Here is a 25,739-nt window from a genome sequence, read left to right as displayed (position 1 = left end):
CTTGCCTCTTTCAGAATATGATCAAGATCGCTTGGTTAATCGTATTGGCATGAACCGCGACGGCAGCGTCGATCACTCCGTTCCCATCGGCATCAAACCTGAGTTCCTGACTCACACTGTTGAAATAAAACTGGCCGCCTGTTCCGGGGGTGAGGATCGCATCGGACTCGCCGCTGCCCCGAAAAGCTGTATGAAGGGCGCGCAGATCGATCTTGTCTCCGGGCTGGAGATCCATAATCTCATCATGATGTTCGAGCGTGCCCATGTCGGCATAGCTCTTGAGCACGAAGGTGTCCTTGCCTGCGCCACCAAAGAGCCTGTCAGCCCCGCCGCCTCCGGTGATGGTGTCGTTGCCCTTGCCGCCCTGGATAATGTTGTCGAGTTCGTTGCCGACAATTTTATCGTCGTAGCGGGATCCGATCGCCTTCTCGATCTGCGTGAAGTGTCCGGTCCAGCTCTGCCCGTCATCGAGCAGAGACTTTGCCTTCTTGCCGACCCAGCTCCAGGAGCCGTCATTCATGTCGATGTAGGTCTTCGCCTTGGCGGATGCGGCCGAAACGGTGTCGATGCCGCCGCCATCCCAGATCAGCTTGTCACTGCCGATCTTGTAGGTGTTTGCGCCCATCCGCTTGTGCGCGGGCCCGTAGATCGACTGGAGCGCTGCGATATCATAGATTCCGGGCTTGTTGTACGGCCCGCTGTAGTCCTGAGACATGATCGAGGAATCTCGGTCGTCGCCGGTAAGCCGCGCCTTCCCGGCGAAGGGGTGCTTGAGCCCGAGCGCATGACCGATCTCGTGAAGCGCCACTTCGAGGCCGCGATGGGTCGTGAGGAACCCGTCCGTGAAACCCTTCGATTTCAGCCAGACATCGGTCGGGCGCATGGCTTGCTTGGCCGGGTCGAAGAGCAGCGTCCCCGCAAATCCCTCGACAGGATCATACATCCGGTGCTGACCGAACATGATGCCGGCATCCTGGGTGTCGACCTTGACAAACTTGACGTTGGCATAGGCCGACCAGATCTTCAGCGCCGCCCGCACCACCGTCTGTTCGACGGTGCTGTATCGGGAGAAGCTTGTATTGATCTCCGGCAGCGGATCGACGCGCGGTTCGTCGGGAACCTTGGTCATGAAATTGTAGGTGATGACGACACCTTCGCCATCCGATGAGTTCGCGAAGCCGCGCCAATCGTTGATGTATTTCCAGTCGTTGCGCAGAGCGCGGATGAACTTTGCTGTCATGGGTGCACGCTAGATCACGAAAAAATCTTTGTACGACATGGCCTTCAGCCCCTTCGCCAGCACGGCGATCTTCACGGCTGCCATCGTCCCGGTTCCGTCTGCATCATAGGACAGCGCTCCGGTCTTCGGATTATAGATGACGCGATCGTCGGCATCGTGCGCCTTGGCGCCCTTCCAGAACATCTTTGGGTTCAGCTTCGCGGGCCTGCTCAAAGTGCCCCTCGTGCCAAGTGCCTTGAAGATCCCGTTGTCGAGCGCGACGGTGTCGTCGCGGACCGAGAAATCGACGATCTTATCCACGTTGCTGCGCGGGTTCAGCTTGGTGTCGAACACGAACAGATCCCGTCCCTCCCCACCGATCAGCACGTCTTTGCCAAGGCGCCCGATGAGCATGTCGTTGCCGAGCCCGCCGGAGAGCGTATCCCGGCCGCTGCCGCCGATCAGGGTGTCGTTGCTGTCCGTGCCGATGACCGAGCGCGTGCCGTCGTTGCGCACCGTGCCGTAGACGACCTCATCCTTCACATCCTCGACCGTAATGGTGAAGGCCTGGTCGAGATGACTGCCGTCCGCAGCCGTCGCACGCACCACCACCCGGTGGGATGTCTTCGCCTCATAATCGAGCCGGGCGTTGCTGGCGACCAGCAGACGGTCGCCTTGCAGCATGAAGCGGTGATCCGCATCGTCGAGCAGCGTGTAGGTGAAGCTGTCACCCTTGCCCAGCACCTCCGCCGTGAGCAGTCCCACCAGCGTTCCGGCGCCTGAGAGTTCCGGCACGCTTGCATGGCTGAGCACGAGATGCGGCGGGATGGTGGGGACATCCTGCACCAGGGTGAGATGTGCGGACGAGCGGCGGCCGCCCTCGTCGGTGAGCGTCACCGTTACCGGCTGCTCGGTGCTCACCTGCGGCGGCACGGCGGCGCTGGTGAAGGTCACCGCCCGGATCAGCTCCTGGACCCGGGCCGAGGTGGCGTTGACGTCGTTGAAGGCGATGCTGAGGCTGGCATCGCCCGCCTCCCATAGCATGCCGACCTCAATCCCGCCGACCATGACGATGCTGCCCGCCGCATAGCCTGCGGAAAGGGCGATTACTCCCGTCGTGTCGATGCCGAGATGGCCCGGCGCATCGAGCCCCTGCGGCGCCGTCACGGTCAGAAGCGCATAAGTCCCGTCATCGTCGGAAACGACGGCATCGCACCCGGCATCAATGAAGACCGTCTTGGCGGCCTGCGTGTCGACCCGATCGCCCGACAGCGCCCGGATGACAGGCGCCGTGTTCACATGCGTGCCTGCCGCATCGACAATGGTATCGATGCCCTGCCGGTGCAGCCGTGCCAGCTCCGCCGCCGTGAAGGTGACGCTCGCGGCGATCAGCGTATCGTTCTGGCTGACGATGCCGGAGGCGAGAAGCGCACTGTCGTGATCCGCCATCGTCAGGACCGCATCGTCCGTCTGAAGCGAGACACGGTCGATGCCGGTCAGGCTCCGACCGGTGAAATCGAAGGCAGCGCCGTAAAGGACGATCTCGTCCCAATGGGTTGCCGCAGCGGCACCGCCATCGAAGGCAAGAATGCCGCCAAAGCGCGCCTCATCGAGAATGATCGTGTCGTGGGCCACCGACCCCTGCACCGTCTCGATGCCGTCGAAGACCGCGGCAAGCCTCAGGTCGAAGCTCCCGCCGTCGAGCAGCAAAAGCGTATCGTCCGCAGCGCCACCCTGGAGAGTGGCCTGCGGCAGATCTTGCGGCGCGACTTGCAGGATTGCGCTGGCAGAAAGGGAAGGTGTCCTGAAACGGCTCATTACCGGAGAGCGAAGAAGGTGATGCTGTTGCAACCTCCTAGTGCAAGCGCCGGCATCAGGAAACTATTCGTATAGACAGGCTCCGTAAGGACAAAAGATAAAGTGCAACAATGATGATGGCATCATACGGACCGACGCCGAACAGAGTGGAAGCGACCGCCATGGCGCCGTCAAAGATCTCTAGCGGAGGTAAATTCGCCATGGCAAAGCGTCATGCATCTTGAACGCCCTGCTGCTAAGAAGTTGTGTCATCGGCATCTGCGGCCCAGTGGTGTCTATGTAAAGACCCTGATAAAGCACGACGGCACACAGATTTCGCTCTTTGAGGAGAGCATCGAGCGCTGCCGTGTCCTTTGCCTGGAGCAGGTCGCGCATCGCCTTGCTATAGTTGGACGACCGGGCGTTCAGAATAGAAGTTGAGGCCGGTATCATCGGAAAGGATCCGGCAGGACGGCGGAAGCGACCGCACTAGGCCGTTCAGCTTTTCAGTGAGGGTAAGATAAACCGGCGTCGGGAAATACGGCCACACTTGCATGACGAGAATGGCTGTGACTGCCGCGAGGGAAGCGATTGCTGGCGCACTCAACGATTCTCCCAGCACGTATTTCCGTGTCCCGAGACTGGTGAGAACGGCTGCGATCCCCCATGCTGCGACAAATCCCGCTAAGAGATGCCATTGCATGGCGTAGCGAGAATTCAGCACCGTCCATGCTCCGAGCTGCATCCCACCGACGTCGAAGGCACCCAAGAGAAACAGGCAATTTACGACAAACCATGTGCCCACGACGATCGGGCGCCATTCGATCACGGAGAGCCTCTGGCGATCCCTCACGCGCCGGACCAGAATGGCAGCATCGTGTCGATTCCACGCCTGGGACTTGATCGGGGCAGTCGCATGTCGAGAGAAGCAGCGCAGAGCACGAGGCCGAGCAGGACGCGGGCAGAGGCGAGGAGTCCAGCGGGTGCCCCCGGCCAAGGCGATCGTGGTCAAGAGGATGACGGACGCAAGGGCAAACGGGGCCGCCGCAACGCCGAAAGCAAACCGCCCCCGCGAGGGAGCGGCAGAACCTTAGGTCCGGCGAGAGCTGCCACCCCTAACCCAAACGCTAGCAAGAGGGTTTCCGCCCCATACACGAAAACAAGCATAGCCCGAGAACTTCCCACACCGTGGCGGATCTCTGCCGTTGTTGACCAGGAGAGATCGACAAATCAAGTCACGTCGAGGCTGCCTCGGTCAGCTCGCCCCATCAGCGGCCGCGGACATAGCATCATCGACGAACGGCACAGATCTGGCCGGATCCTGCCATTCCCTTAGGGAATAATCACCACGATCAAGGCCCCTCTGTCCTGTTCGGGCCTGCATATCCGTCCGTTTCGCGTCCTGCCCGGCAAAGTCCTTGGCCGTTGTTTGCACCTGGAACTACCAGGGCAATTCTAAAGGGCGCAGTGAACACCCGCATCGCAAAAGGTTCCTGCGATATGGAGCTTATGCTGTCGTTAAAGGTGCCCGGGACGGCAACCTCTCCGCGAATGCGATTATCGCTGATCTCAGATTGTAATCATCACTGAAAAACCGTCGGCACAGGACATTGAGCCTCTAGTGCCACGTAATGATCACAGATCCCGCCGACGTAAAAGCCTCCGGCCAGGATTCTCCAAGGCAAGTTATTGCCCGTACTTTGTTACAAAAAAACAGCGCAGGTTTCAAAAGAAAGCTGGAACACTCACCGCATTGAAGAACATCCGACAAGCAAACTTCTTCCTTTAACCGCTTCGTAACCGCAATCCTCTCTCTTGATCTCAAGGCCACAGAAAAATGGTCCAGGGGGATGACATAATGAAGATAAGAACAAAGATCTTTGCACTTGTGGGAGCACTGAGTGCAGTTGCCATCATCATTGCCGGCGTCGGCATCAGCACATTGCGAACATACAAAGAAGCTGTTCACGATGTAGACGCCGCGGCGACCCGTGCTCTTTATAGCGAACGTCTCAACCGGATGGTAACTCATGTGGTTATGGAAGCCCGTGGGATCTACGCGTCCGGAGATACGAAAGAGGCGCAGAAGTTTGGCGATGGGCTTCTATCCACGCTCAATGATATCGATGCACTTCTAAAAAAGTGGGAGCCGCTCGTCCCGAGCGAAGACCGAAAGCTTTTTGACGCCGTTCTGCGCGACGCGGCAGCGTTCAAGACATTCAGGAGCGAGACGGTCCGCCTTGGCGCGGAAGTCTCGCCGGAAGCGGCCAATGCGCAAGGCAACAATGAAGCCAACAGGGCAAACAGGAAAGCCTTTCAAGCCAGCATCGATGCTTTGACCAAGCGAGGCACCGCGCAGTCCGAAGCTGTTCAGAAGGGTGCGGATGCACTCTACAGCCAACGCTTGATGCTTCTCTCCGCACTTGCGCTCGGAGGCACTCTGATCGCCATTCTTATCGGATGGCTCGTTGGCCATCGGCAGATCGCACGCCCTCTTCTTGGCGTGACAGGCGCGATCCAGAGACTGGCCTCCGGTGACTACAGACTGCCGCAGATCAGCCAGAGCAGGGACGAGATCGGAGACATCTGGAGGGCAACCCAGGTGTTCGCCCGTGCGATGCAGGATGCCGAACAGCTTCGGCAGGCACAAGCCGATACCGAGGGCCAGATGACGGAACGCCGGAGGGCCGACATGACCGCTCTTGCACAGCGTTTCGAGGCCAGTGTCGGCGGTTTGGTTCAACACCTCTCCGTGGCGGCCCAGCAGATGGAGGCGACAGCGCGCTCGATGGCTGCCACAGCCGAGCAAACAAACCAGCAGTCGAACTCGGTGGCCGCAGCCGCGGAAGACACTTTGGCAAACGTACAGGCCGTTTCCGTGGCAACGGAAGAATTGGCTGCATCGTCGAGCGAAATCGGATCGCAGGTCGCTCAAACCTCGACTGCGGCAGCGAAAGCCGTCGAGAGCGCGCGCAAAACGAACAGCCGTGTAGCAACCTTGGCCGCGGGGGCTCAAAAGATCGGGGATGTCATTGCGCTCATCAACACGATTGCCAGCCAGACGAACCTTTTGGCACTGAACGCGACGATCGAGGCGGCAAGAGCTGGCGAGGCGGGCAAAGGGTTCGCTGTCGTGGCGTCCGAGGTGAAGGAACTCGCGAACCAGACCTCAAAGGCGACCGAAGAAATCTCGGCACAGATCACTCAGATTCAGGACGCGACCAACGAGACGGTTGAAGCAATCAAGGAGATTGGTTTCACCATCGAGGAAGTGCACCATATCGCGATGAGCGTTGCCGCCGCCGTCGAGGAATAACAGGCTGCGACGCAGGAGATTGCCCGCAATGTCAATCAGGCGGCGCAAGGCACCCAGGCCGTCACCGAGAATATCGTTCAGGTGCAAGACGCTGCGACGCATTCGGGATCTGCGGCCTCCCAGGTTCTCTCGGCGGCGGGAGAACTGGCCCGCAATTCATCCACTCTCAACAATGAAATCGAGAACTTCCTCCAAAGCATCCGTGCCGCATAGGGCCGTTGCGGCCTCTCCTGTCGCCGACATTCCGGCCGTTCCTGGCAGTGGCGAAGAATGCGAATGGAAGGCGCTATAGCGTCTTCCGTTTGCGTCCGAAGCATCCAGGGGGCCTTTGGAGTGAAATTTGGCGGGCGCATCGCCGCCAAGCAACTCGGGCGCGAAGCTTGTTCCGATAAAGTTTATTCCTCAGCAAGGCTGGCTGCCTCCCGGCGGTCTTGCCGCTGGTTCTGGGCCGTTGGCAAATATCAAGCCTGAGAGCAGCGGGGGATCAAAAGCCTCCACTGTGTGTCATCAGCGTCGGACATGTAGGGATCTATCGTCTCAAGTCCTTCCATACCAGGACCTGAAAAAAGAGTGGTGCCCAGGGGCGGAATCGAACCACCGACACTGCGATTTTCAGTCGCATGCTCTACCAACTGAGCTACCTGGGCGTCCGTCGCGGGCAGCGCCCGTTTGCGTCGGAGGCCGGTTGTATAGTCAGAGCCGGCGCGCATGTCCAGCCATCTGTGCCGCATCGGATGCGAAATTTTTTCGGCTTACGATTCCTGGTCGTTTTCGTCCCGGTCCTCGTCGTCCTCGACGGCTGGAATAGCGTAGCGGCCGGACAGCCAGCGCTGCAGGTCGACGTCGGCACATCGTTTGGAGCAGAAGGGCCGATAATCCGGGTCCGAAGGCTTGCCGCACGTCGGGCACTTTCCGGCAGACGCCTTCGGCTTGTTTTCGTTGGCAGGTGTCATGACGCACTTTCCGTCGAACCTCAGGCGGCGTTGAGCCAGCTAAAGCGGACCGGATAGCCCTCGCCGTCGAGGAGGGCAACGGCCTCGTAGAGGGGCAAGCCGACCACGTTGGAATAGGAACCGACCAGCTTCACCACGAAGGTGCCGGCAAGCCCCTGGATCGCGTAACCGCCGGCTTTGCCGCGCCATTCGCCGGATGCGAGGTAGCGCTCGAACTCGTCCCGGGACAAACGCTTGAAGCGCACCCGCGTTTCCACCATCCGCAGGCGTACACCGTCCTTGGGCGTCACGAGGCAGATGGCCGTGTAGACCCGGTGAGCCCGGCCTGAGAGCATCCGCAGACAGGCTGCAGCCTCGTCCACCACTTCCGCCTTCGGCAAGATGCGCCCGCCCGCCACCACCACCGTGTCGGCGGAGAGGATGAAGGCCTCCTTCAGATCCTCCCGGTTGCGGGCCGCCCGGCGGGCGACCTCCGCCTTTTCCTTGGCAAGACGCTTGGCGAGCTCGCGCGGATTCTCGGATTTCTGAGGCGTCTCGTCCACATCGGCCGGGAGCAGCGCATCCGGCTCGATTCCGGCCTGTTGCAGGAGGGCCAGCCGGCGGGGTGAGGCCGAAGCCAGGACGAGTTTGGGACGCCAACCGGCATTCGACATCTCGGGGGAGGACGCCACGATCTTCTCCAGGCATTGAGGCGCCGGCGGCCGGCTCCTCGAAGGATAACTATACTCAAAGGGACCGGAACGGCCCCGCCACAACATGGAACCGCGAAATGGCGTTTCAAGCGCCCGTCAGGGGCGGCTCGGGCTCGACGGCAGCCTTGGCGGCCTCCTGCCGTTCGAGGCGCCGGTAGCGCATGGCGCTGATCGGGATCGTTGCCAGGAAGAGAAGGGTGATGGCCGTGAGCATCTCGAAGGGGAAGCTGACCAGGAGCCCGAACAGGGCCACGGACACGACGAAGATGGGCAGCACCCAGTGGCGCGGCACATACTTTCCGATGGTCTTGCCCGAATAGACCGGGATGGTGGAGACCATCAGGAAGGCGAGCCCAAGGAGATAGACGAGCACGATGGGCGCCACCGAGGCGTCGACGATCGGCACCCCGAGGAAATGCAGATAGATCGGCAGGAGCGAGGTGATGGCCCCGGCCGGCGCCGGCATCCCCGTGAAGAAGTTCTTCTGCCATTCGGGTCGGTTGGGCGTGTCGAGCATCACGTTGAAGCGGGCGAGCCGCAGCACCATGGCGATGGCGAAGACCAGCACTGCGATCCAGCCCACTGATTTCAACTCGTGCAGGACGAAGCTGTAGAGCACCAGCGCCGGCGTCACGCCGAAATTGACGAAATCGGCCAGGGAATCGAGCTCGGCGCCGAACCGGGACGTCCCCTTCAGCATGCGCGCCACCCGCCCATCGATCCCGTCGAGCGCCGCCGCCACGATGATGGCGAAGACCGCGGGCTCCAGCCGCCCCTCATAGGCGAGGCGGATGGCCGTCAGCCCTAAGCACAGCGCCACCAGGGTGATGATGTTGGGAACGATGACGCGGAACGGCACCGGCTTGAACAGCCGCTTGCGTGGCTCATCCGGATCGGGCGCGAAGGGTGGGAAAAGATCGCTCATGACCGGTTTGTAAGGGCGCCCCCTTCGCGCGGCAAGAGCCGGATGCGACTTGCCCTCGGCGCCCTGCCGGGTGCGAGGGGTCGACGGGCCGCCCCTACCCCACCCGGTACTGCCGGGCCGGCTCGTTGACCGAGAGGTCCGCGAGCAGCGTCTCGCCTGCGACCGAGGTCTGGCCGAGGCCGACGAGGACCTGGGCCGTGAGGGGCACATAGATGTCGAGACGCGAGCCGAAGCGGATCAGGCCGAAGCGCTCGCCGGGACTTAAAGTGTCGCCGGTCTTGACGAAGGAGACGATGCGGCGCGCCACGAGGCCCGCGATCTGGACCACGCCGATGCGGGTGCCGGCGGTCTCGATGACGAGAGCGTTGCGCTCGTTGTCCTCGCTTGCCTTGTCGAGCTCGGCATTGAGGAAGAGGCCCGGCGTATAGAGGATCTGGAGGATGCGGCCGGCCACCGGCGAGCGGTTCACGTGGCAATCGAACACGTTCATGAACACCGAGATGCGGGTCATCGGTTCCTGCGGCAGGTCGAGCTCGGCGGGCGGCACCGCGGTGGTGATGAGGCTCACGCGCCCGTCGGCGGGAGAGACCACGAGGCCCTCGCGGATCGGCGTCACGCGGGGCGGATCGCGGAAGAAGTAGCACACCCAGACGGTCAGGATCGTGCCGATCCATCCCAACGGCGACCACAGCATGGCCAGCAGGATCGTGGCGATCAAGGCGATCAGGATGAAGGGATACCCTTCCTTATGGATCGGGACGAAGATGCGGCGCATCGATTCCAGGATATCGGACATTCTTCCTCAAAACCTTTATGTCGATCAGGGGGATGGCAGGGCCGGCGGGTTCCGTCAACCCGCCACGCTTTCCCGCTTGCGCTCCTCGTCCTCGGTCCGCAGCAAAGTCTCGCGGGCCTCGTCCGCCTCGCGCTGGCGATTCCACATGGCCGCATAGACGCCGCCCTGGGCCAGCAGGCTCGCATGGGTGCCGCGCTCGACGATGCGTCCGTGATCGAGCACGATGATCTCATCGGCCCCGATGATCGTGGACAGGCGATGGGCGATGACGAGGGTCGTGCGGCCACGGCTGACCCGGTCGAGAGCATCCTGGATCTCCTTCTCGGTGAAGGAATCGAGGGCCGAGGTCGCCTCGTCGAGGACCAGGATCGGCGGTCCTTTCAGGATCGTGCGGGCGATGGCGACACGCTGCTTCTCGCCGCCGGAAAGCTTCAGGCCGCGCTCGCCGACCGGCGTCTCATAACCTTCCGGAAGGTGACCGATGAAACGGTCGATCTGAGCGAGACGCGCCGCCTCCCTCACCTCCTCGGCGGCCGCGTCCCAGCGGCCGTACTGGACGTTGTAGCCGATCGTGTCGTTGAACAGCACCGTGTCCTGCGGGACCATGCCGATGGCCTTCCGGAGGGACGCTTGCTGCACGTCCGCGATGTTCTGGCCGTCGATGAGGATGCGGCCGCTCGTCGGCTCGTAGAAGCGGAACAGGAGGCGCGAGATGGTCGACTTGCCGGCGCCGGACGGGCCGACGATGGCGACCGTGTGTCCCGCCGGTACCTCGAAGCTGACACCCTTCAGGATCGGGCGCTCCGGATTGTAGGCGAAGTGCACATCCTCGAAGCGGACGATGCCCTGCCCGACATGGAGCGGCTTTGCATGCGGCTTGTCCTCGATCTCGGGATTGCTGTCGAGGATCCGGAACATGTCGTCGATGTCGATGAGCGCCTGCTTGATCTCGCGATAGAGCATGCCCATGAAGTTCAGCGGAATGTAGAGTTGCACCAGCATGGCGTTGACGAGGACGAAGCTGCCGATCGAGGTGCGCCCCGCCATGATGTCCCGCGCTGCCAGAATCATCACGATCGTCATGCCGATGGTGAAGATGACCGCCTGTCCGGCATTGAGCACCGCGAGCGATGTGTAGGTCTGGGTGGAGGCTTTCTCGAAGCGCTCCATGGAGTGATCGTAGCGGATCGCCTCCCGCGCCTCGGCGCCAAAATACTTGACCGTTTCGTAGTTGAGGAGCGAGTCGACCGCCTTGGTGTTGGCGTCGACATCCGACTCGTTCATGCGCCTGCGAATCGAGATCCGCCACTGCGTCGCCTGATAGGTGTAGGCGAGATAGACCACCACCATCACGAACACGACGAGCGAATAGAGCCAGTCGAACTCCCAGGCCAGGATACCAAGCACCATCGCAAATTCCACGATGGTCGGAATGAGGGTCAGCACCGCGAGGCGCGACAATTCCTCAATGCCGTTACGGCCCCGCTCCAGCACGCGTGTGAGGCCGCCGGTCTTGCGCTCCAGGTGGAAGCGAAGGGAGAGGCGGTGCATGTGCTCGAAGGTCTGCATGGCGAGCTTGCGCACCGCATGCATGGCGACCTTGGCAAAGAGTCCGTCGCGGACCTGTGTGAGCACCGCCATGATGATCCGGGTGAGGCCGTAGATCGCCGTCAGAAGGATCGGCGCGCGCCAGAGCCATGCACCGGCCGTGGCAGCGGTTTCCGTCGCCGACTGACCGCTCGCCGATGTCGCCGCCACCAGAGCATCGGTCGCCCACTTGAACGCGAAGGGCGTGACCATCGTGGCGCCCTTCGCGACCAGGAGAAGCGCGAAGGCCAGGAACACCCGCATCTGAAGGTCCCGGCGACCGTGAGGCCAAAGATAGGGCCAGAGCCGATTGACCGTGACCATGAAACCGGGCGTTGTTTTCGCCCCCTCACGCGGAGAGGACGCTGACGGAGAGGACATTTCGACGAGAATCCGATGCGTTTGCCGGACCTGCATATAAGCGATCGGAGAAAGGAATTCACCCCGGCGCTTGCAGGCCCTCCACTCCCGCGATCAGTTCGTCCCCTTCGTCTGGTCGGAGGGAAGAACGAAGACCTGGCCAGGATAGATCAGGTCGGGATCGCGGATCTGCTTCTGGTTGGCGCCATAGATGACCGTGTAGCGCATGCCGCGGCCATAAATCCGCTGGCTGATCCGCCACAGGCTGTCGCCCCGGGAGACGATGGCCGTTTCGATATTCGGCACGACGACCGCGCTTGGTACCGCAGTGCCGTCGGGAAGGGCCGACGCCACGCGCCCGCCATTCGGTTGCGACGAGGATGAAGCCCCGGTGGATGACGCCTGTGCCGGGCTGGACTTCGCCTGCGCTCCGATCGCATCCGGTGTGGCCTGACCTTGTACGAGCTGAGGCGCCGCCGTTTCCACCGGCACGTTGTAGGCGACTTCCGCCCTGGACTTCACTTGGCCGGAGACCGGATCGACGTCGTCGAGCCGCACCCGATAGTCGCCCGGCCTGACGCCGCTGGCGATGGCGAAGGAGAGCTTGCCGTCCGATCCGGCGCCTCCGGGCGCCACGAAAGTCTCATTGAGGTAAAGGCGGACGGTCGCCCCGGGCGACGCCTGCCCCGACACATAAAGCCGCCCGGGCTCGCTTTCGACGCTGGTGATCTTGATCTCGGCACGGGATGCGGGCTGGGCTGGCGGTGTCGGCGCGGCAGCCGGTGGCGTGACCGGCGGTTCCGCATTGGCCTGCTTCTGCGGCTCAGGCGTCGGCGTTTCCGTCGTCTTTGCCTCCGTCTTCGGCGGCTCGGCAGGCTTCGGAGCCGGCGGCTCGGGATTGGACAGGAGGACCGTCGGCTTGTCCGGCGCGGCCAGGGCCACGAGCGGTCTGGAATCGCCGTTGATCGCGACCGTTACGCTTTCGCGCGAGCGCTGGCGCGTCCCGTCGGGTGCGATGGATTGCAGCACGATCTGATGAGAGCCGGGCGGCAACGGCGGCGGCGTGATGGCGAAGAGGCCGGAGGCATCGGCGACGCCCCGCGCATGGACCTGATCGTCGCGCAGCAATTCGATGGTGGCGCCTGGTGCGGCACGGCCCGCGATGACGCTGTCCCCCGTCGGCTCGACACGGACGATATCGAAGGATGGCGCCACCGGCGTAGCCTTCGAATCCGCAGGCTTAGGAGCCTGGTTCGATGCCGTCACCGGGCTCGGCGCGGGCTTCGGAGTCGAGGTCGGTGCCTGACTTTCTGCTTGACGCGAAGATCCGGCCGCGCCGGATACCGGTACCTGGGCCGTCTTCTCGGTGGCTGCTTGCTTCTCCCCGCCGCCCCAATTCAACACGCCAAGGAGCCCCAGGACGACGGCAACCGCCGTCGCGCCAAGAATGGCAATTGTCCCCCTGCCCTGTCTTTCGTCTGCCATGACGCCTTTTCTCGTTTTGGCACTTTCGTGCATTAAACCTGTTTATCTTTCAAAAGGCTACGGCCATAAGGAATATCATAATGCCTTACGACTCAACGGGGACTAACCCTCATTTTTCCGACATTCCAATGCCTCTGATTAAATCCATTTGCGTGTACTGCGGATCCGGTTTCGGAGACGATTCCGTTTTTGCCGAGAATGCGGCGGCATTAGGCCGCGCAATGGCCGAGCAGGATATCAAGCTTGTCTACGGCGGAGGCAATGTGGGCCTCATGGGGACCATCGCGAAGACGGTGATCGACCATGGCGGTCATGTGACCGGCATCATTCCGGACTTTCTCAAGGCCCGCGAGAAGCTTCTCGATGCAGTGCAGGAGACCATTACCGTCCCCGACATGCACACCCGCAAGCGCCTGATGTTCGAAAAGGCCGACGCCTTCGTGGCCCTGCCGGGTGGAATCGGGACGCTGGAGGAGTTGGTCGAGCAAATGACGTGGGCGCAGCTTGGCCGCCACACCAAGCCGATCCTGATGCTCAATACGAAGGGTTTCTGGAAGCCGCTCCTCAGTCTTCTCGCCCATATGCGCAACGAGGGCTTCATCCGTCCCGGGCTGGAACTCAGCTATCTCGTGGCCGAACAGGTCGAGGATGTCATCCCCATGCTCGAAGCCTCTGCACGCCGCATCGGCGTCGTTGCCAACGAAGAGATGATCGAGCAGCGGTTCTAGGACGAAATCCGCGAAGAACGACGCGTCTGCCATTCCGAAGCCGCGAAGCGGAGCCCGGCACCTATAAAAGCTTAAGGTTCATAGATTGACGCAGCGGCCTCCGCTGCGTCCTGCTCCCTACCCTTGGCGCTTATGGATTTCCCCGGCTTCGCGTGGCCCTTCGGGTCGGATTTGCCTGACGGCAATCCGGAATGACAGGGTATGTCTCAAGATAGAGGGAATGCGCAACGGCGTCCTAACCGCATGATCAGTTCGCGTTCGGAACCGGGATCAGCTCCGGTGCGATCACCCGAACGGCATGTTTCTTGCCGTCGTCGAGGACAGCGTCGCGCTTGCCACCCTCAGTCTGGCCGACGACCCGCTTTGTCTCGATGGATTTCGGCCCGATGCCGGCGGATTCCTTACTCGCCGTCGGGGCGGCGGCAGCCGTCTCGGCGGCAGCCTTGGCTTCCTCGTCGGTCTTCTTCTCGACTGCCTTGCGGGCCTGAACCGCCTTCGGACGGGACATTTCCTCGGCCTTCTCGGCCGTGACGATCACGTCGCCTTTGCGCTGCTCGAGCATGCTCTCCGCCCGGCGGAGCACCACCGCCCAACGCTCGTCGTCCTTCTTGCAGGCCACCGATGTATCGAAGGATTTGCGGAACTTGAAGGCGTTTGGGAGCGAGACGTAAGGACGGCTGCCGGACACCGAGACCGCCTGCTTGAGCCCATCGTCCCCGCCCGGATAGGCGAAGGCGAGAGTCTCCGTTTCAGGGCAGAGCGCCTGGCACATCTCGTCGGCGCCGGTACGTCCACCGGGAGACACGCTCAGAGGGAAGAAGGAACCGTCGCCGGTCCGCACGCAGATGAGCCTGCGCCCGCCATAGGGCTGCTGCTCCTCGGTAATGATCGGCTGCCCCTCTGGAGCGACCTGCGGCAGAGGCTGCTGTCCGCGCGGCGGACCGAACAGGGATTCGAAGAAGCCGCGGGGCTGATCCACGGCGCAGCTCTGCTGCACGGCCGCCATGAGCTGGCGACGGCGGAATTCGAAATCGCCCGAATCGTAGCTCTGGGCCGAAAGCCGGGAGAAATTCGCTTCCATCTGCCGGATCCGCTGGGCGATGGTGCCGCACTCCGCTGGCGGCGGTCCGGCCAGGAAGCCGAGCGGGCCACGCTCGCAGCCGATCGAACGGTAATAATTGACCAGCCGGCCGATCTCGACTCGCATGTTCTCTGCTTCGCCCGAGTTGGACCGCCCTCCGCTCCGCTCCAGAGCTGCCAATTCGGCGCGGAAACGCTGGCACTCGGCCGATTGGGCGAGCGCGGTTCCGCCGATGGCCAGAAAGGCCGCAACGGCAACGAGAGGTTGAAAAAAAGATATCTTGGCCATTATTGAGCGTGTCACGAAATCGATTTCATTCAAGGCATCCCCTGCCCGGGGCGGGCAAGAAACGTCGTGAAAAGGGCCTCAATGTGATCGTCGCCTTGCCAGCTGCCGGAAAACGGAGATTATTCCCGGGCTGGCAGAATCCCTACCACATCAAGAACTAGGCAACAGCATGTACTCTCATACGACCGTTGGGGCAAATGACCTTGCGCGGGCCAGGGGCTTCTACGATGCCGTGCTGGCACCCCTCGAACTCACGGTGCATTATTCAGCCAGCGATATGGTGGGCTACGGCGCTGGTGGGCACCCTCTCTTCCTGATCGTCCAGCCTTATGACGGCAAAGCGCCCGCTCCCGGCAACGGCACGATGATCGCCTTCCTTGCTACAAGCCGTTCGCAGGTGGACGCCTGCCATGCCGCGGCTCTCGCCAAGGGCGGAACGGACGAGGGTGAGCCGGGCCTGCGCCCTCAATACCATGCGAATTATTACGGGGCTTATTTCCGGGACCTCGACGGCAACAAGATCTGCGTCTGCAGCCACGGCGTCGCGTGACCCTCGCGAAACGGACCTGCGCTTCCCACATAGAAGCTTGACGTTGCCGGATGATACTCAAGGAGAGAACCGTCATGCTTGCCCGCCTCGCCCTGGCTGCCGCCCTTGCCCTGGGAGCCGTCTCCGGGGCTGCGGCCCAGGAACCCGATGTCATCTTCAAGAAGTCGACCGTCTGGCGAGCGTTGACCCCCAACGACAAGCTCGCCGTCTACGGCATCGACGATCCGGATATCGAGGGCGTCGCCTGCCACTACACGACGCCCGAGCGCGGCGGCATTTCCGGCACCTTCGGCGTGGCGGAGGAAGTCTCCGACATCTCCCTGTCCTGCCGTCAGATCGGCCCGGTGAAGTTCAAGAAGCGATTCTCGCAAGGCGACGTGGTGTTCAGCGAGCGCCGCTCGCTGATCTTCAAGCGCATGCATATCGTCAGGGGCTGCGACGCCAAGCGCAACACCCTGGTCTACATGGTCTATTCGGACCGTCCCATCGAAGGCTCGCCCAAGAACTCGACCTCGAGCGTGCCGCTGATGCCCTGGGGCAGCGAGATGCCGCCGAAATGTGGGGATTGGCTGAACGGATAAAGGCGCGCCTGCGGCTCAGTTCGCGCAGGTGATCGCGACCGGGAGCAGTTCCTGCGATTCGACAGCGACCTTCTGCACGGCGCCGGTGACGTCTTCGGGGCTCGTCTGGTGGAAGGAGACCGCCCGGGCATAGCCTTGAGCCTCGCACCAGGTATTGGCCACCGCCTGTCCGCAGGCGTGGCCGGAGACGAGGCATTCGGCGATGCCGTAGCCGTCCGCAGCCGGCACGATGAAGGTGGCTTCGGTGGCGGAGGCCTGGGTGCCGTTGGGAAGAAGCGTCAGGGACGTGGTCGCCCCCACGAACAAAAGCGTACCCAACCCGAGCATGGTATATGCGCGGCGCATGTAGACCTCACTATTTGAAACTCGTGATCCAGTATCACGAAGGGACGTGAATAATCCGCTAACGCGGCCCCCTCATGCCGGTTTCCTGCCAGATTGCAAATAATTTCTGCTTAATGGCAGGGAACCTTGACGAGGTGAGGCGAAAAAGGCATTGATCGTGACATGAAAACGGCAGCGATCCTCATTTCCGGGATTATTTGCAGCTAGCTCACACGCTGGCTGGAGCCGTCTCGTTCTCATTCCAAGATCGAAACCATCCTCCGGCCTGTGGCCTGAAAGGGTGGTTCCATGGCGTCGAATCTTCGGCTCTACAACACGTTGACCCGGTCGAAGGACGCGTTCGTCCCGATCGACGAGAAGAACGTACGCCTCTATGTCTGCGGGCCGACCGTCTATGATTACGCCCATATCGGCAACGCCCGCCCGATTATCGTCTTCGATCTCCTCTTCCGCCTGTTGAGACATGTCTACGACACAGATGCCGTAACGTATGTGCGCAACATCACGGATGTGGACGACAAGATCAACGCGCGCGCCGCGCGAGATTACCCGGACCTGCCCCATAACGAGGCGATCCGCGTCGTGACGCAGAAGACCGAGGCGCAGTTCCATGCGGATATCGGGGCTCTGGGCGTCCTGATGCCGACCGACGTGAACGAACCCGGCCAGCCACCACGCTTCGTCGAGCCTCGGGCCACCGAGCACATCGAAGAGATGCGGATGATCATCGAAAGGCTGATCGCTCGCGGGGCCGCCTACGTGGCCGAGGAGCATGTGCTCTTCAGCGTCGTCGCCATGCAGCGGCTCCCGAACGTTCCGAAATACGGCGCGCTCTCCAAGCGCTCGCTGGACGAGCTTCTCTCGGGCGCCCGCGTCGACGTCGCGCCCTATAAGCGCGACCCGATGGACTTCGTCCTGTGGAAGCCCTCCGGCCCGCAGGATCCGTCCTGGCCCTCGCCCGCCGGCATCGCGACGCCCGGTCGTCCGGGCTGGCATATCGAATGCTCCGCCATGGCCTGGCGTCATCTCGTCAAGGCGTTCGAAACGCGCCTGTCATGCAGCGATCCGACCGAGCGCGAGACCTTCGACATTCACGGCGGCGGCATCGATCTCGTGTTCCCGCACCACGAGAACGAAATCGCACAGAGTTGCTGCGCCTTCGATATGCAGCGCATGGCGAATGTCTGGATGCACAACGGCTTCCTGCAGGTGGAGAGCGAGAAGATGTCGAAGTCGCTCGGCAACTTCTTCACGATCCATGATCTGCTCAAGGATTGGCCGGGAGAAGTGCTGCGCTTCAACATGCTGCGCACCCATTACCGCCAGCCGATCGACTGGACGGCGCGCGGTTTGGAGGAGAGCGAGAAGGCGCTGGATCGCTGGTACGGTCTGGCGGCCGACGGACAGAAGGCAGCCTTCTCCGCACCTGTCGTCGACGCTTTGGCGGATGACCTCAACACGCCGCGCATGATCGCGGAACTGCATGCGCTCGACGGCCAGGGGGCCCATGAAGAACTCGTGGCGAACCTTCGGGCCCTCGGCTTCCTGACGGACAGCCTTGAGGCCTGGAAAGCGCGCCGTCAGGCGTCGCTTGCCATCGACGCAGGCGCGGTCGAGGCGCTCATTGCAGCCCGCAAGGAAGCGCGCGCGGCAAAGAACTGGGCCGAGTCCGACCGCATCCGCGACGCACTCGCGGCGATGAACGTCGTGGTGAAGGACAACAAGGACGGCACCACCACCTGGGAGGTTGCACGCTGATGGGACAATCCATGCCGAAGCCCGGCCTGCGGCCCTTCCTGCCGGCCGACGTCCCGATCCTCGCGGAGATCCTTCAGGCGAGCGTCGAGGAATTGACGGGCGAAGACTACAGCGAGAGCCAGCGGGAAGCCTGGGCCTCCGTCGCCGAGGAAGAGGAGTTTGCCAAGCTTCTCGCCAAGAGCCTCACGCTGGTGGCTCTCGTGGAGGGCTCTCCCGTCGGTTTCATCACGCTCGAAGGCAACGAGCAGATCGCCCTGTTCTACGTCCACCCCGCGGTGGCCGGACAGGGCGTCGGCACCATGCTCTACGATGCCGTAGAGAAGCTCGCCACCGCACGTGGCGCTACACGCCTCGTTGCGGATGCGAGCGACAACGCGCGGCCCTTCTTCGAGAAGCAGGGCTTTCAGGCCCAGCGCCGGAACACGGTGACGATGGGCGACGAATGGCTCGGCAACACCACCATGGAAAAGCGCCTCGCAAAACCTGAGGACAGGACCTTCTCGTCATGACCCGCGAACGCGTCTATCTCTTCGACACGACCCTGCGCGACGGTGCGCAGACGACGGGCGTCGACTTCTCTCTCGAAGACAAGCGTGCGGTCGCAAGCCTTCTTGATCGCATCGGCGTCGATTACGTCGAGGGCGGGTATCCAGGTGCGAACCCGCTCGACACGACGTTCTTTTCCGAGAAACGCACGAAGAACGCCAAGTTCACCGCCTTCGGCATGACGAAGCGCCCTGGCCGCTCGGTCTCGAACGATCCCGGCGTCGCGTCGCTCCTCGAGGCGCAGGCGGATGCGATCTGTTTCGTCACCAAGTCCTGGGATTACCACGTCCACGTAGCCTTGGAGACGACGCTCGAGGAAAACCTCGCCGGCATCCGCGACAGCGTTTCCGCTGCGCGCGAAAAGGGACGCGAGGTCATCGTCGATTGCGAGCATTTCTTCGACGGCTACAAGGCCAATCCGACCTATGCGCTCGCCTGCGCGAAGACGGCCTATGAATCCGGTGCGCGCTGGGTGGTGCTCTGCGACACCAACGGCGGCACCCTGCCCCATGAGATTTCCGCCATCGTGCGGGAGGTTGTGAAGGTCGTGCCGGGCGGCAATCTCGGCATCCATGCCCATGACGATTGCGGTTGCGCGGTCGCCAATTCCCTCGCAGCCGTCGAGGCCGGCGCACGCCACATTCAAGGCACTCTCAACGGTCTCGGCGAGCGCTGCGGCAATGCCAATCTCGTCACGCTCATCGGCGCGCTGAAGCTGAAGGATGGCTATGCCTCCCGCTTCGATCTCGGAGTTTCCGACGAGTCCTTAGGTCAGCTTACGCATCTCTCCCGTCAGGTGGACGAGATCCTCAACCGTCAGCCCAACCGCCACGCACCTTTCGTCGGCGCCAGCGCCTTCGCCACGAAGGCCGGCATCCATGCCTCCGCGGTGCTCAAGGATCCGCATACCTACGAGCATGTGGAGCCGGAAAGTGTCGGCAATGTGCGAAAAGTGCTCGTGTCCGATCAGGGCGGCCAGTCCAATATCCTGGCGGAACTGAAGCGCCTCGGCTTCACCTTCGAGAAGGGCGACAAGCGCGTGTCGCGCATCCTCGACGAGGTGAAGCGCAAAGAGGCGGAAGGGTTCGCCTTCGAGGGCGCGGATGCGTCGTTCTATGTGCTGGTCAAGCGCATGCTCGGCGAGGTGCCGGCCTTCTTCCAGGTGGAGCGCTTCTCGGTCAACGTAGAGCGCCGCTTCAACGCGCTCGGCGAGATGGTCACCGCTTCGGAGGCCATCGTGAAGGTGCGGGTCGGCGAGGACGTGCTGATCTCCGCCGCCGAGGGCAACGGTCCCGTCAACGCCCTCGACGTGGCTTTGCGCAAGGATCTCGGCAAGTATCAGGACCTGATCCAGGATCTGGAGCTCATCGACTACAAGGTGCGCATCTACCAGGGCGGCTCCGATGCCGTGACCCGCGTGCTGATCGAGTTCTCCGATGCCTCCGGCGACAGCTGGACCACCATCGGCGTCTCCGCCAACATCATCGACGCCTCGTTCCAGGCCCTGACGGATTCGATGGTCTACAAGCTGTTGAAGAGTGGCGCGGGGCTTTAGTCACCAATCCGCCGCGCTCTTTCCACTATACTCCCGTCATGGCCGGGCTTGTCCCGGCCACCCACGTCTTTAGAGACCCGGCTGTCACGAAAACGTGGATCCCCGGCACAAGGCCGGGGATGACGGCAACTTTGCCTCTCAGGCAGCCTCCCCCGACAGCCGCGCCCGTGCCCGCTCCGGGCCGATCAGCGGCAGGAGCGCGGCGAGCTCAGGGCCGTGATCGAGACCCGTCAGTGCTTGGCGCAGGGGCATGAACAGAGCTTTGCCCTTCAGGCCGGTCGCTGCCTTCACGGCATCTGTCCAGGTCTTCCAGGTCGTGCCGTCCCAGGGTTCCGGCGGCAGTAGTTCGCGGGCCTGTTCGGTGAAGGCGCGCTCTGCGATCAGGGGGACGATCGGCCCTCGGACGATGGTCCACCATTCGGCCGCGTCGACCAGCTTGGTCAGGTTGCCGCGAATGGCATTCCAGAAGGCTTCCCCTCCGTCGGCATCAAGAGCAGCGAGGCGCGGACGTGCGACCTCGTAGGGCATCTCATGGATCAGGCGGGCGTTGAGCTGGTCGAGCTCATGCTCGTCGAACTTCGCCGGCGCACGGGAGATGTGGGAGAAGTCGATGAGCTGCGCCAGCTCGTTCAGATCGGCGACGGGCCGCACCGCCTCGGCCGAGCCGACGAGGACCGCCAGTGAGGCGACCGCCTGCGGCTCGAGCCCGGCCTCCCGCAATCCCTTGATCGACAGATGCCCGAGGCGCTTCGACAGCCCCTCCCCGCTCGCGGTGATGAGGAGGCTGTGATGGGCGAAGGTCGGAACCTTCGCGCCGAGCGCCTCGAAGATCTGGATCTGCACCGCCGTGTTGGTGACGTGATCCTCGCCGCGGATCACATGTGTGATCTTGAGCGCGATATCGTCCACCACGGAAGGCAGCGTGTAGAGATAGGTCCCGTCCTCGCGCACCAGCACGGGATCGGACAGCGAGCCGCAATCCACATGGGCATGGCCACGCACGAGATCGTCCCAGGTGACCGTTTCATGATCGAGGCGGAAGCGCCAATGGGGACGACGCCCCTCGGCTTCGAGCTTCGCGCGGTCCTCGTGCGTGAGCTTGAGCGCGGCACGGTCGTAGATCGGCGGCAAGCCGCGGGCGAGCTGGCGCTTGCGGCGGAATTCCAGCTCCTCCGGCGTCTCGTAGCAGGGATAGAGCCGCCCGATCCCCTTCAGACGCTCCGCGGCCTCGTCGTAAAGCTCGAAACGCTCCGATTGATGCACCACCACATCCGGCGGAATCCCGAGCCATGCGAGATCGGTCTCGATGGAATCCGCATATTCCTTCTTCGACCGCGCCAGATCGGTGTCGTCGAAGCGCAGGATGAAGGTCCCGCCCTCCCGGCGCGCGAAGAGCGCGTTGAGCAGAGCGACGCGGGTATTGCCGATATGGATATGCCCGGTCGGAGACGGGGCGAAGCGGACGATGGGCTTTGACATGAAAAACCCTATGACGAAGGGAGCCGTGGGGCGCAAGAGGAGAGCTGCGCAATCCCGTCATTCCGGGGCCGCGAAAGCGGAGCCCGGAACCCATGAACTCCAACGTCGACGAATAGAGCATGACGACAGCCGCTGCTCTCTGTTTCGAAACGCCGGCGGTTATGGGTTCCGAGCCCGGCGCTCCGCGCCGTCCCGGAATGACGGTCACGGTTATATATCCACAGAGGCCTGCCGCGGCTTGCCGGCGGCCCGCTCCAGAGCCTCATCGGGCTTGTGGGCGGTCAGCCCCTGATCGCGGAAGCGGTTGATGATGGGATAGCGGCGGTCGCGGCCGAAATTCTTGCGCGTCACCTTCACGCCCGGCGCCGATTGGCGGCGCTTGTACTCGGCGAGATAGAGCAGCCGCTCCACCTTCTTGACGGTTTCCAGATCGTGCCCCTTGGCGACGATCTCGGAGACGCGCAGCTCATCCTCCACGAGACCGCGCAGGATGTCGTCCAGGACCGGATACGGCGGAAGCGAATCCTGGTCCTTCTGGTTCTCGCGCAGCTCGGCACTCGGCGCCTTGGTCAGGATATTTTCGGGAATGACGATTCCATCCGGCCCAAGCGCGCCCTTCGGCTTCCAGCGGTTGCGCAGGGCGGACAGGCGATAGACCTCCATCTTGTAGAGGTCCTTGATCGGGTTGAAGCCGCCGTTCATGTCGCCATAGAGCGTGGCGTAGCCCACGGACATTTCCGATTTGTTGCCGGTGGTCACCACCATCGGCCCGAACTTGTTCGAGATCGACATGAGGATCGTGCCACGGGCACGGCTCTGGAGATTCTCCTCCGTGATGTCGCGCTGCTTCCCAGCAAAGAGCGGCTGCAGCAGGGCCTCGAATCCCTCCACCGCCGGCGCGATCGGCACCGTATCGTAGCGGACGCCCAGCGCCTTGGCGCAGGCCTCCGCATCCTGGAAGGATTCGCTCGACGTATAGCGATAGGGCAGCATGATGCAGTGGACCCGGTCCGGCCCAAGGGCGTCGACGGCCATGGCGGCGCAGAGCGCCGAGTCGATGCCGCCCGAGAGGCCGAGCACCACGCCGGGAAAGCGGTTCTTGTCCACGTAGTCGCGAAGCCCGAGCACGCAGGCGGCATAATCCGCCTCGTCCTCCTCCTCCACGGTGACGATCGGGGCCTCGCGGCAGGCCCAGCCGTCGGGTCCCTTTTCCCAAACCGTGAGAGCAACGATCTCCTCGTTAGCGGGGAGCTGGCCCACGAGGGAGCAATCGGCATTGAGAATGAACGAGGCCCCGTCGAAGACGAGTTCGTCCTGGCCGCCGATTTCGTTGAGATAGACCATCGGCAGGCCACTCTCGGTGACGCGGGAAGCGGCGATGTTGAAGCGCTCCTCGGTCTTGCCGCGCCAATAAGGCGAGCCGTTCGGGACAAGGAGCATCTCGGCGCCGGTCTCCGCCAGACATTCGACCACGTCGCCGGACCAGATATCCTCGCAGATCGGAAGCCCTAAGCGGATGCCGCGGAAGTTCACGGGCCCTGGCAGCGGGCCCGGCTCGAAGATGCGCTTTTCGTCGAACACGCCGTAATTGGGCAGGTCGACCTTGAAGCGCGCCGTGATGGTGCCCTGATCGAGGAGCGCATAGGCGTTGTAGAGATTACCGTTATCCCGCCAAGGAAGCCCGATCAGCATCGCCGGCCCGCCATCCGCCGTTTCCCGGGCGAGCCGTTCGAGCGCCACGCGGCAGGAATCCTGGAACGCCGGCTTCAGCACCAGATCCTCGGCCGGATAACCGGCGAGGAACAGTTCCGTGAACATGACGATATCCGCGCCGAGCCGGGCCGCTTCCGCGCGGGCGGATCGGGCCTTCTCCTCGTTGCCGGCCACATCGCCGACGATGGGATTGAGCTGAGCGAGTGCGATCTTGAGGATGTTCTGGGCCATGACGCTCCGCATGTAGCGCGCCGGCCGTCCGGCCGCAATCCGCCGACAAGCAGCACGTAGATATCCGGATTGCACTTCCCGATAACGGCAAGCTCGGGCCATGCTCGTCGCCATGGAACCGGAAACAGCATAGTTCGTTGTCACGACACAGAACGAATGGAGACAGCGATGTTAAAAGGCGGCCTTCTCTGGCTTATCGGCATTCCGCTGCCGATTATTCTGATTCTTTTCTTCCTCGGCTACTTGCACTAAGCAAGTATTTTCATCCTCTGCGGTTTACGACCAGCAAAAAGGGGCGCTTGCGCGCCCCTCTTTTACTTTCCATAAATTGCCGAAGACTTACTCGGCAGCCACCGGATCGATCCGAGCACCGCCCTGGCGCTCCTGCTTCACGAGCTCCGAGGTCAGGAAGGCGATTTCCAGCGCCTGCTCCGCGTTGAGACGCGGGTCGCAATAGGTGTGATAGCGATCCATCAGGTCCGCATCCGTCAGCGCGCGGGCGCCCCCGGTGCATTCCGTCACGTTCTTGCCCGTCATCTCCAGATGGATGCCACCTGCATAAGTGCCTTCCGCCTGGTGGACGGCGAAGAAGTCGCGCACCTCGCTCATGACCCGCTCGAAGGGGCGCGTCTTGTAGCCGGATGCGGCCTTGACGGTGTTGCCGTGCATCGGGTCGCAGGACCACACGACCGTGCGGCCCTCCTGCTTCACCGCGCGCACGAGCGCCGGGAGATGATCGAAGACCTTGCCGGCGCCGAAACGGCAGATCAGCGTGAGGCGGCCCGCCTCGTCCTCGGGGTTGAGCTTGTCGATGAGCTTGAGCAGCCCGTCCGTCGTCAGCGACGGGCCGCATTTGAGGCCGATCGGGTTCTTGATGCCGCGCATGTATTCCACATGGGCATGATCGACCTGGCGGGTGCGGTCACCAATCCAGAGCATATGGCCGGAAGTCGCGTACCAGTCCCCGGTCGTGGAATCGACGCGCGTCATCGCCTGCTCGTAGCCGAGCAGCAGCGCCTCATGGCTGGTGTAGAAATCCGTCGAGCGCATCTCCGGATGGGTCTCCGGGTCGATCCCGATGGCCCGCATGAAGTCGATGCTCTCGGTGATACGCTCAGCCAGTTCGCGGTACCGCGCCGACTGGGGCGAATCCTTCACGAAGCCCAGCATCCAGCGGTGGGCGTTCTCGAGATTGGCATAGCCGCCATTCGCGAAGGCCCGGATCAGGTTCAGGGTCGCGGCGGATTGCCGGTAAGCCTCCACCTGACGGCGTGGATCGGGGATGCGCGCTTCCGGGGTGAAGGCGATGTCGTTGATGATGTCGCCGCGATAGCTCGGCAGTTCGACGCCGCCAATGGTTTCCGTATCGGAAGAACGCGGCTTGGCGAACTGGCCGGCCGAACGGCCCACCTTCACGACGGGCGATGAGCCCGCGAAGGTCAGCACCACGGCCATCTGCAGGAACAGGCGGAAGAAATCGCGGATATTGTCGGCGCTATGCTCGGCGAAGCTCTCGGCGCAATCGCCCCCCTGAAGCAGGAAGGCTTCCCCCTTGGCGACCTTGCCCAGAGCCTGCTTCAGCTTGCGCGCCTCACCTGCAAAAACCAGCGGCGGAAACCCAGCGAGCTGCTGCTCGACGTTTCCAAGCGCCTCAAGGTCCGGATAGGCCGGGACCTGCTGGATTGGCTTGTTTCTCCAGCTTTCGGGCGTCCACCGCTCGTTCATGACACACTCCTCGTGTCTTCCTCAAAAAT

The 25,739-nt window shown here is 62.7% G+C and carries 21 protein-coding genes and 1 tRNA gene; 7 read left to right on the top strand and 15 right to left on the bottom strand.

Annotated features, from left to right (window positions below; all coding sequences use genetic code 11):
• Positions 1-10: 10 nt before the first annotated feature.
• From K9B37_RS24795 to K9B37_RS09400, 3 genes are all read right to left on the bottom strand, one after another.
• Positions 11-1,240 carry a M10 family metallopeptidase C-terminal domain-containing protein gene (locus K9B37_RS24795; protein WP_305072146.1) on the bottom strand — a complete coding sequence of 410 codons (1,230 nt, stop codon included), beginning with the start codon at positions 1,238-1,240 and terminating at the stop codon, positions 11-13.
• 9 nt (positions 1,241-1,249) lie between these two features.
• Positions 1,250-3,037 carry a hypothetical protein gene (locus K9B37_RS24790; RefSeq protein ID WP_305072145.1) on the bottom strand — a complete coding sequence of 596 codons (1,788 nt, stop codon included), beginning with the start codon at positions 3,035-3,037 and terminating at the stop codon, positions 1,250-1,252.
• Positions 3,038-3,419: 382 nt separating this feature from the next.
• Entirely contained in the window at positions 3,420-3,845 is a 426-nt protein-coding gene (locus tag K9B37_RS09400) for a hypothetical protein (protein WP_224312816.1), read from the bottom strand.
• Positions 3,846-4,874: 1,029 nt separating this feature from the next.
• On the opposite strand from K9B37_RS09400, the gene K9B37_RS09395 reads away from it, so the two are divergent.
• Positions 4,875-6,332, top strand: coding sequence for a methyl-accepting chemotaxis protein (locus tag K9B37_RS09395; protein ID WP_369414259.1), 1,458 nt, complete (start codon positions 4,875-4,877; stop codon positions 6,330-6,332).
• Positions 6,333-6,903: 571 nt separating this feature from the next.
• Here K9B37_RS09395 and K9B37_RS09390 read toward each other — a convergent pair.
• From K9B37_RS09390 to K9B37_RS09360, 7 genes are all read right to left on the bottom strand, one after another.
• A tRNA-Phe gene (locus tag K9B37_RS09390) sits at positions 6,904-6,979 on the bottom strand.
• Positions 6,980-7,084: 105 nt separating this feature from the next.
• A complete protein-coding gene (yacG, locus tag K9B37_RS09385) occupies positions 7,085-7,285 on the bottom strand; it encodes a DNA gyrase inhibitor YacG (RefSeq protein WP_224312815.1) in 201 nt (66 codons plus the stop codon).
• 20 nt (positions 7,286-7,305) lie between these two features.
• On the bottom strand, positions 7,306-7,938 hold the full coding sequence (locus K9B37_RS09380) for a Maf-like protein (RefSeq protein ID WP_224312835.1): 633 nt from the start codon (positions 7,936-7,938) through the stop codon (positions 7,306-7,308).
• A gap of 124 nt (positions 7,939-8,062) precedes the next feature.
• Positions 8,063-8,902: a CDP-alcohol phosphatidyltransferase family protein gene (locus tag K9B37_RS09375; RefSeq protein ID WP_224312814.1), complete on the bottom strand. Its 840-nt coding sequence runs from the start codon at positions 8,900-8,902 to the stop codon at positions 8,063-8,065.
• 94 nt (positions 8,903-8,996) lie between these two features.
• Positions 8,997-9,698 (bottom strand): phosphatidylserine decarboxylase, encoded by a 702-nt coding sequence (locus K9B37_RS09370; RefSeq protein ID WP_224312813.1) that lies wholly within the window; start codon positions 9,696-9,698, stop codon positions 8,997-8,999.
• Positions 9,699-9,752: 54 nt separating this feature from the next.
• Entirely contained in the window at positions 9,753-11,609 is a 1,857-nt protein-coding gene (locus tag K9B37_RS09365; protein ID WP_439651707.1) for an ABCB family ABC transporter ATP-binding protein/permease, read from the bottom strand.
• A 150-nt stretch (positions 11,610-11,759) separates the two neighbouring features.
• Positions 11,760-13,130, bottom strand: coding sequence for a LysM peptidoglycan-binding domain-containing protein (locus K9B37_RS09360; protein WP_224312811.1), 1,371 nt, complete (start codon positions 13,128-13,130; stop codon positions 11,760-11,762).
• A gap of 128 nt (positions 13,131-13,258) precedes the next feature.
• On the opposite strand from K9B37_RS09360, the gene K9B37_RS09355 reads away from it, so the two are divergent.
• Positions 13,259-13,858, top strand: a complete 600-nt coding sequence (locus K9B37_RS09355) for an LOG family protein (protein ID WP_224312810.1) — start codon at positions 13,259-13,261, stop codon at positions 13,856-13,858.
• A 247-nt stretch (positions 13,859-14,105) separates the two neighbouring features.
• Here the strand turns inward: K9B37_RS09355 and K9B37_RS09350 are convergent, their stop codons facing one another.
• Positions 14,106-15,227 carry a DUF2865 domain-containing protein gene (locus tag K9B37_RS09350; RefSeq protein ID WP_224312809.1) on the bottom strand — a complete coding sequence of 374 codons (1,122 nt, stop codon included), beginning with the start codon at positions 15,225-15,227 and terminating at the stop codon, positions 14,106-14,108.
• A gap of 169 nt (positions 15,228-15,396) precedes the next feature.
• On the opposite strand from K9B37_RS09350, the gene K9B37_RS09345 reads away from it, so the two are divergent.
• Positions 15,397-15,777 (top strand): VOC family protein, encoded by a 381-nt coding sequence (locus K9B37_RS09345; RefSeq protein ID WP_224312808.1) that lies wholly within the window; start codon positions 15,397-15,399, stop codon positions 15,775-15,777.
• A 74-nt stretch (positions 15,778-15,851) separates the two neighbouring features.
• On the top strand, positions 15,852-16,358 hold the full coding sequence (locus K9B37_RS09340) for a CreA family protein (protein ID WP_224312807.1): 507 nt from the start codon (positions 15,852-15,854) through the stop codon (positions 16,356-16,358).
• A gap of 15 nt (positions 16,359-16,373) precedes the next feature.
• Here the strand turns inward: K9B37_RS09340 and K9B37_RS09335 are convergent, their stop codons facing one another.
• The gene (locus K9B37_RS09335; protein WP_224312806.1) at positions 16,374-16,703 is read right to left on the bottom strand and encodes a hypothetical protein; all 330 of its coding nucleotides are present in this window, start codon (positions 16,701-16,703) and stop codon (positions 16,374-16,376) included.
• A 288-nt stretch (positions 16,704-16,991) separates the two neighbouring features.
• Here K9B37_RS09335 and cysS point away from each other — a divergent pair, with 288 nt between their 5' ends.
• Genes cysS through cimA form a run of 3 tightly spaced genes read left to right on the top strand, consistent with a single transcriptional unit; the run spans position 16,992 to position 20,562 of the window.
• Complete coding sequence (gene cysS, locus K9B37_RS09330; RefSeq protein ID WP_224312805.1) at positions 16,992-18,461, top strand: cysteine--tRNA ligase; 1,470 nt, start codon at positions 16,992-16,994, stop codon at positions 18,459-18,461.
• Positions 18,461-18,970 (top strand): GNAT family N-acetyltransferase, encoded by a 510-nt coding sequence (locus K9B37_RS09325; protein ID WP_224312804.1) that lies wholly within the window; start codon positions 18,461-18,463, stop codon positions 18,968-18,970. Before cysS ends, K9B37_RS09325 begins: the two co-directional genes overlap by 1 nt.
• Complete coding sequence (gene cimA, locus K9B37_RS09320; protein ID WP_224312803.1) at positions 18,967-20,562, top strand: citramalate synthase; 1,596 nt, start codon at positions 18,967-18,969, stop codon at positions 20,560-20,562. The genes K9B37_RS09325 and cimA overlap by 4 nt, the downstream gene beginning before the upstream one ends.
• Positions 20,563-20,700: 138 nt before the next feature.
• Here the strand turns inward: cimA and gltX are convergent, their stop codons facing one another.
• The 3 genes from gltX to K9B37_RS09305 all read right to left on the bottom strand — a co-directional run bounded on the left by gltX (position 20,701) and on the right by K9B37_RS09305 (position 25,710).
• On the bottom strand, positions 20,701-22,041 hold the full coding sequence (gene gltX, locus K9B37_RS09315) for a glutamate--tRNA ligase (RefSeq protein ID WP_224312802.1): 1,341 nt from the start codon (positions 22,039-22,041) through the stop codon (positions 20,701-20,703).
• A gap of 210 nt (positions 22,042-22,251) precedes the next feature.
• Positions 22,252-23,985: an NAD+ synthase gene (locus tag K9B37_RS09310; RefSeq protein WP_224312801.1), complete on the bottom strand. Its 1,734-nt coding sequence runs from the start codon at positions 23,983-23,985 to the stop codon at positions 22,252-22,254.
• A 339-nt stretch (positions 23,986-24,324) separates the two neighbouring features.
• Positions 24,325-25,710 (bottom strand): class II 3-deoxy-7-phosphoheptulonate synthase, encoded by a 1,386-nt coding sequence (locus K9B37_RS09305; protein WP_224312800.1) that lies wholly within the window; start codon positions 25,708-25,710, stop codon positions 24,325-24,327.
• Positions 25,711-25,739 lie beyond the last annotated feature (29 nt).

Origin of the sequence: Microvirga puerhi, from assembly GCF_020089865.1 — a bacterium.
Lineage (GTDB): Bacteria > Pseudomonadota > Alphaproteobacteria > Rhizobiales > Beijerinckiaceae > Microvirga > Microvirga puerhi.
This window is presented reverse-complemented; position numbering and strand designations above follow the sequence as displayed.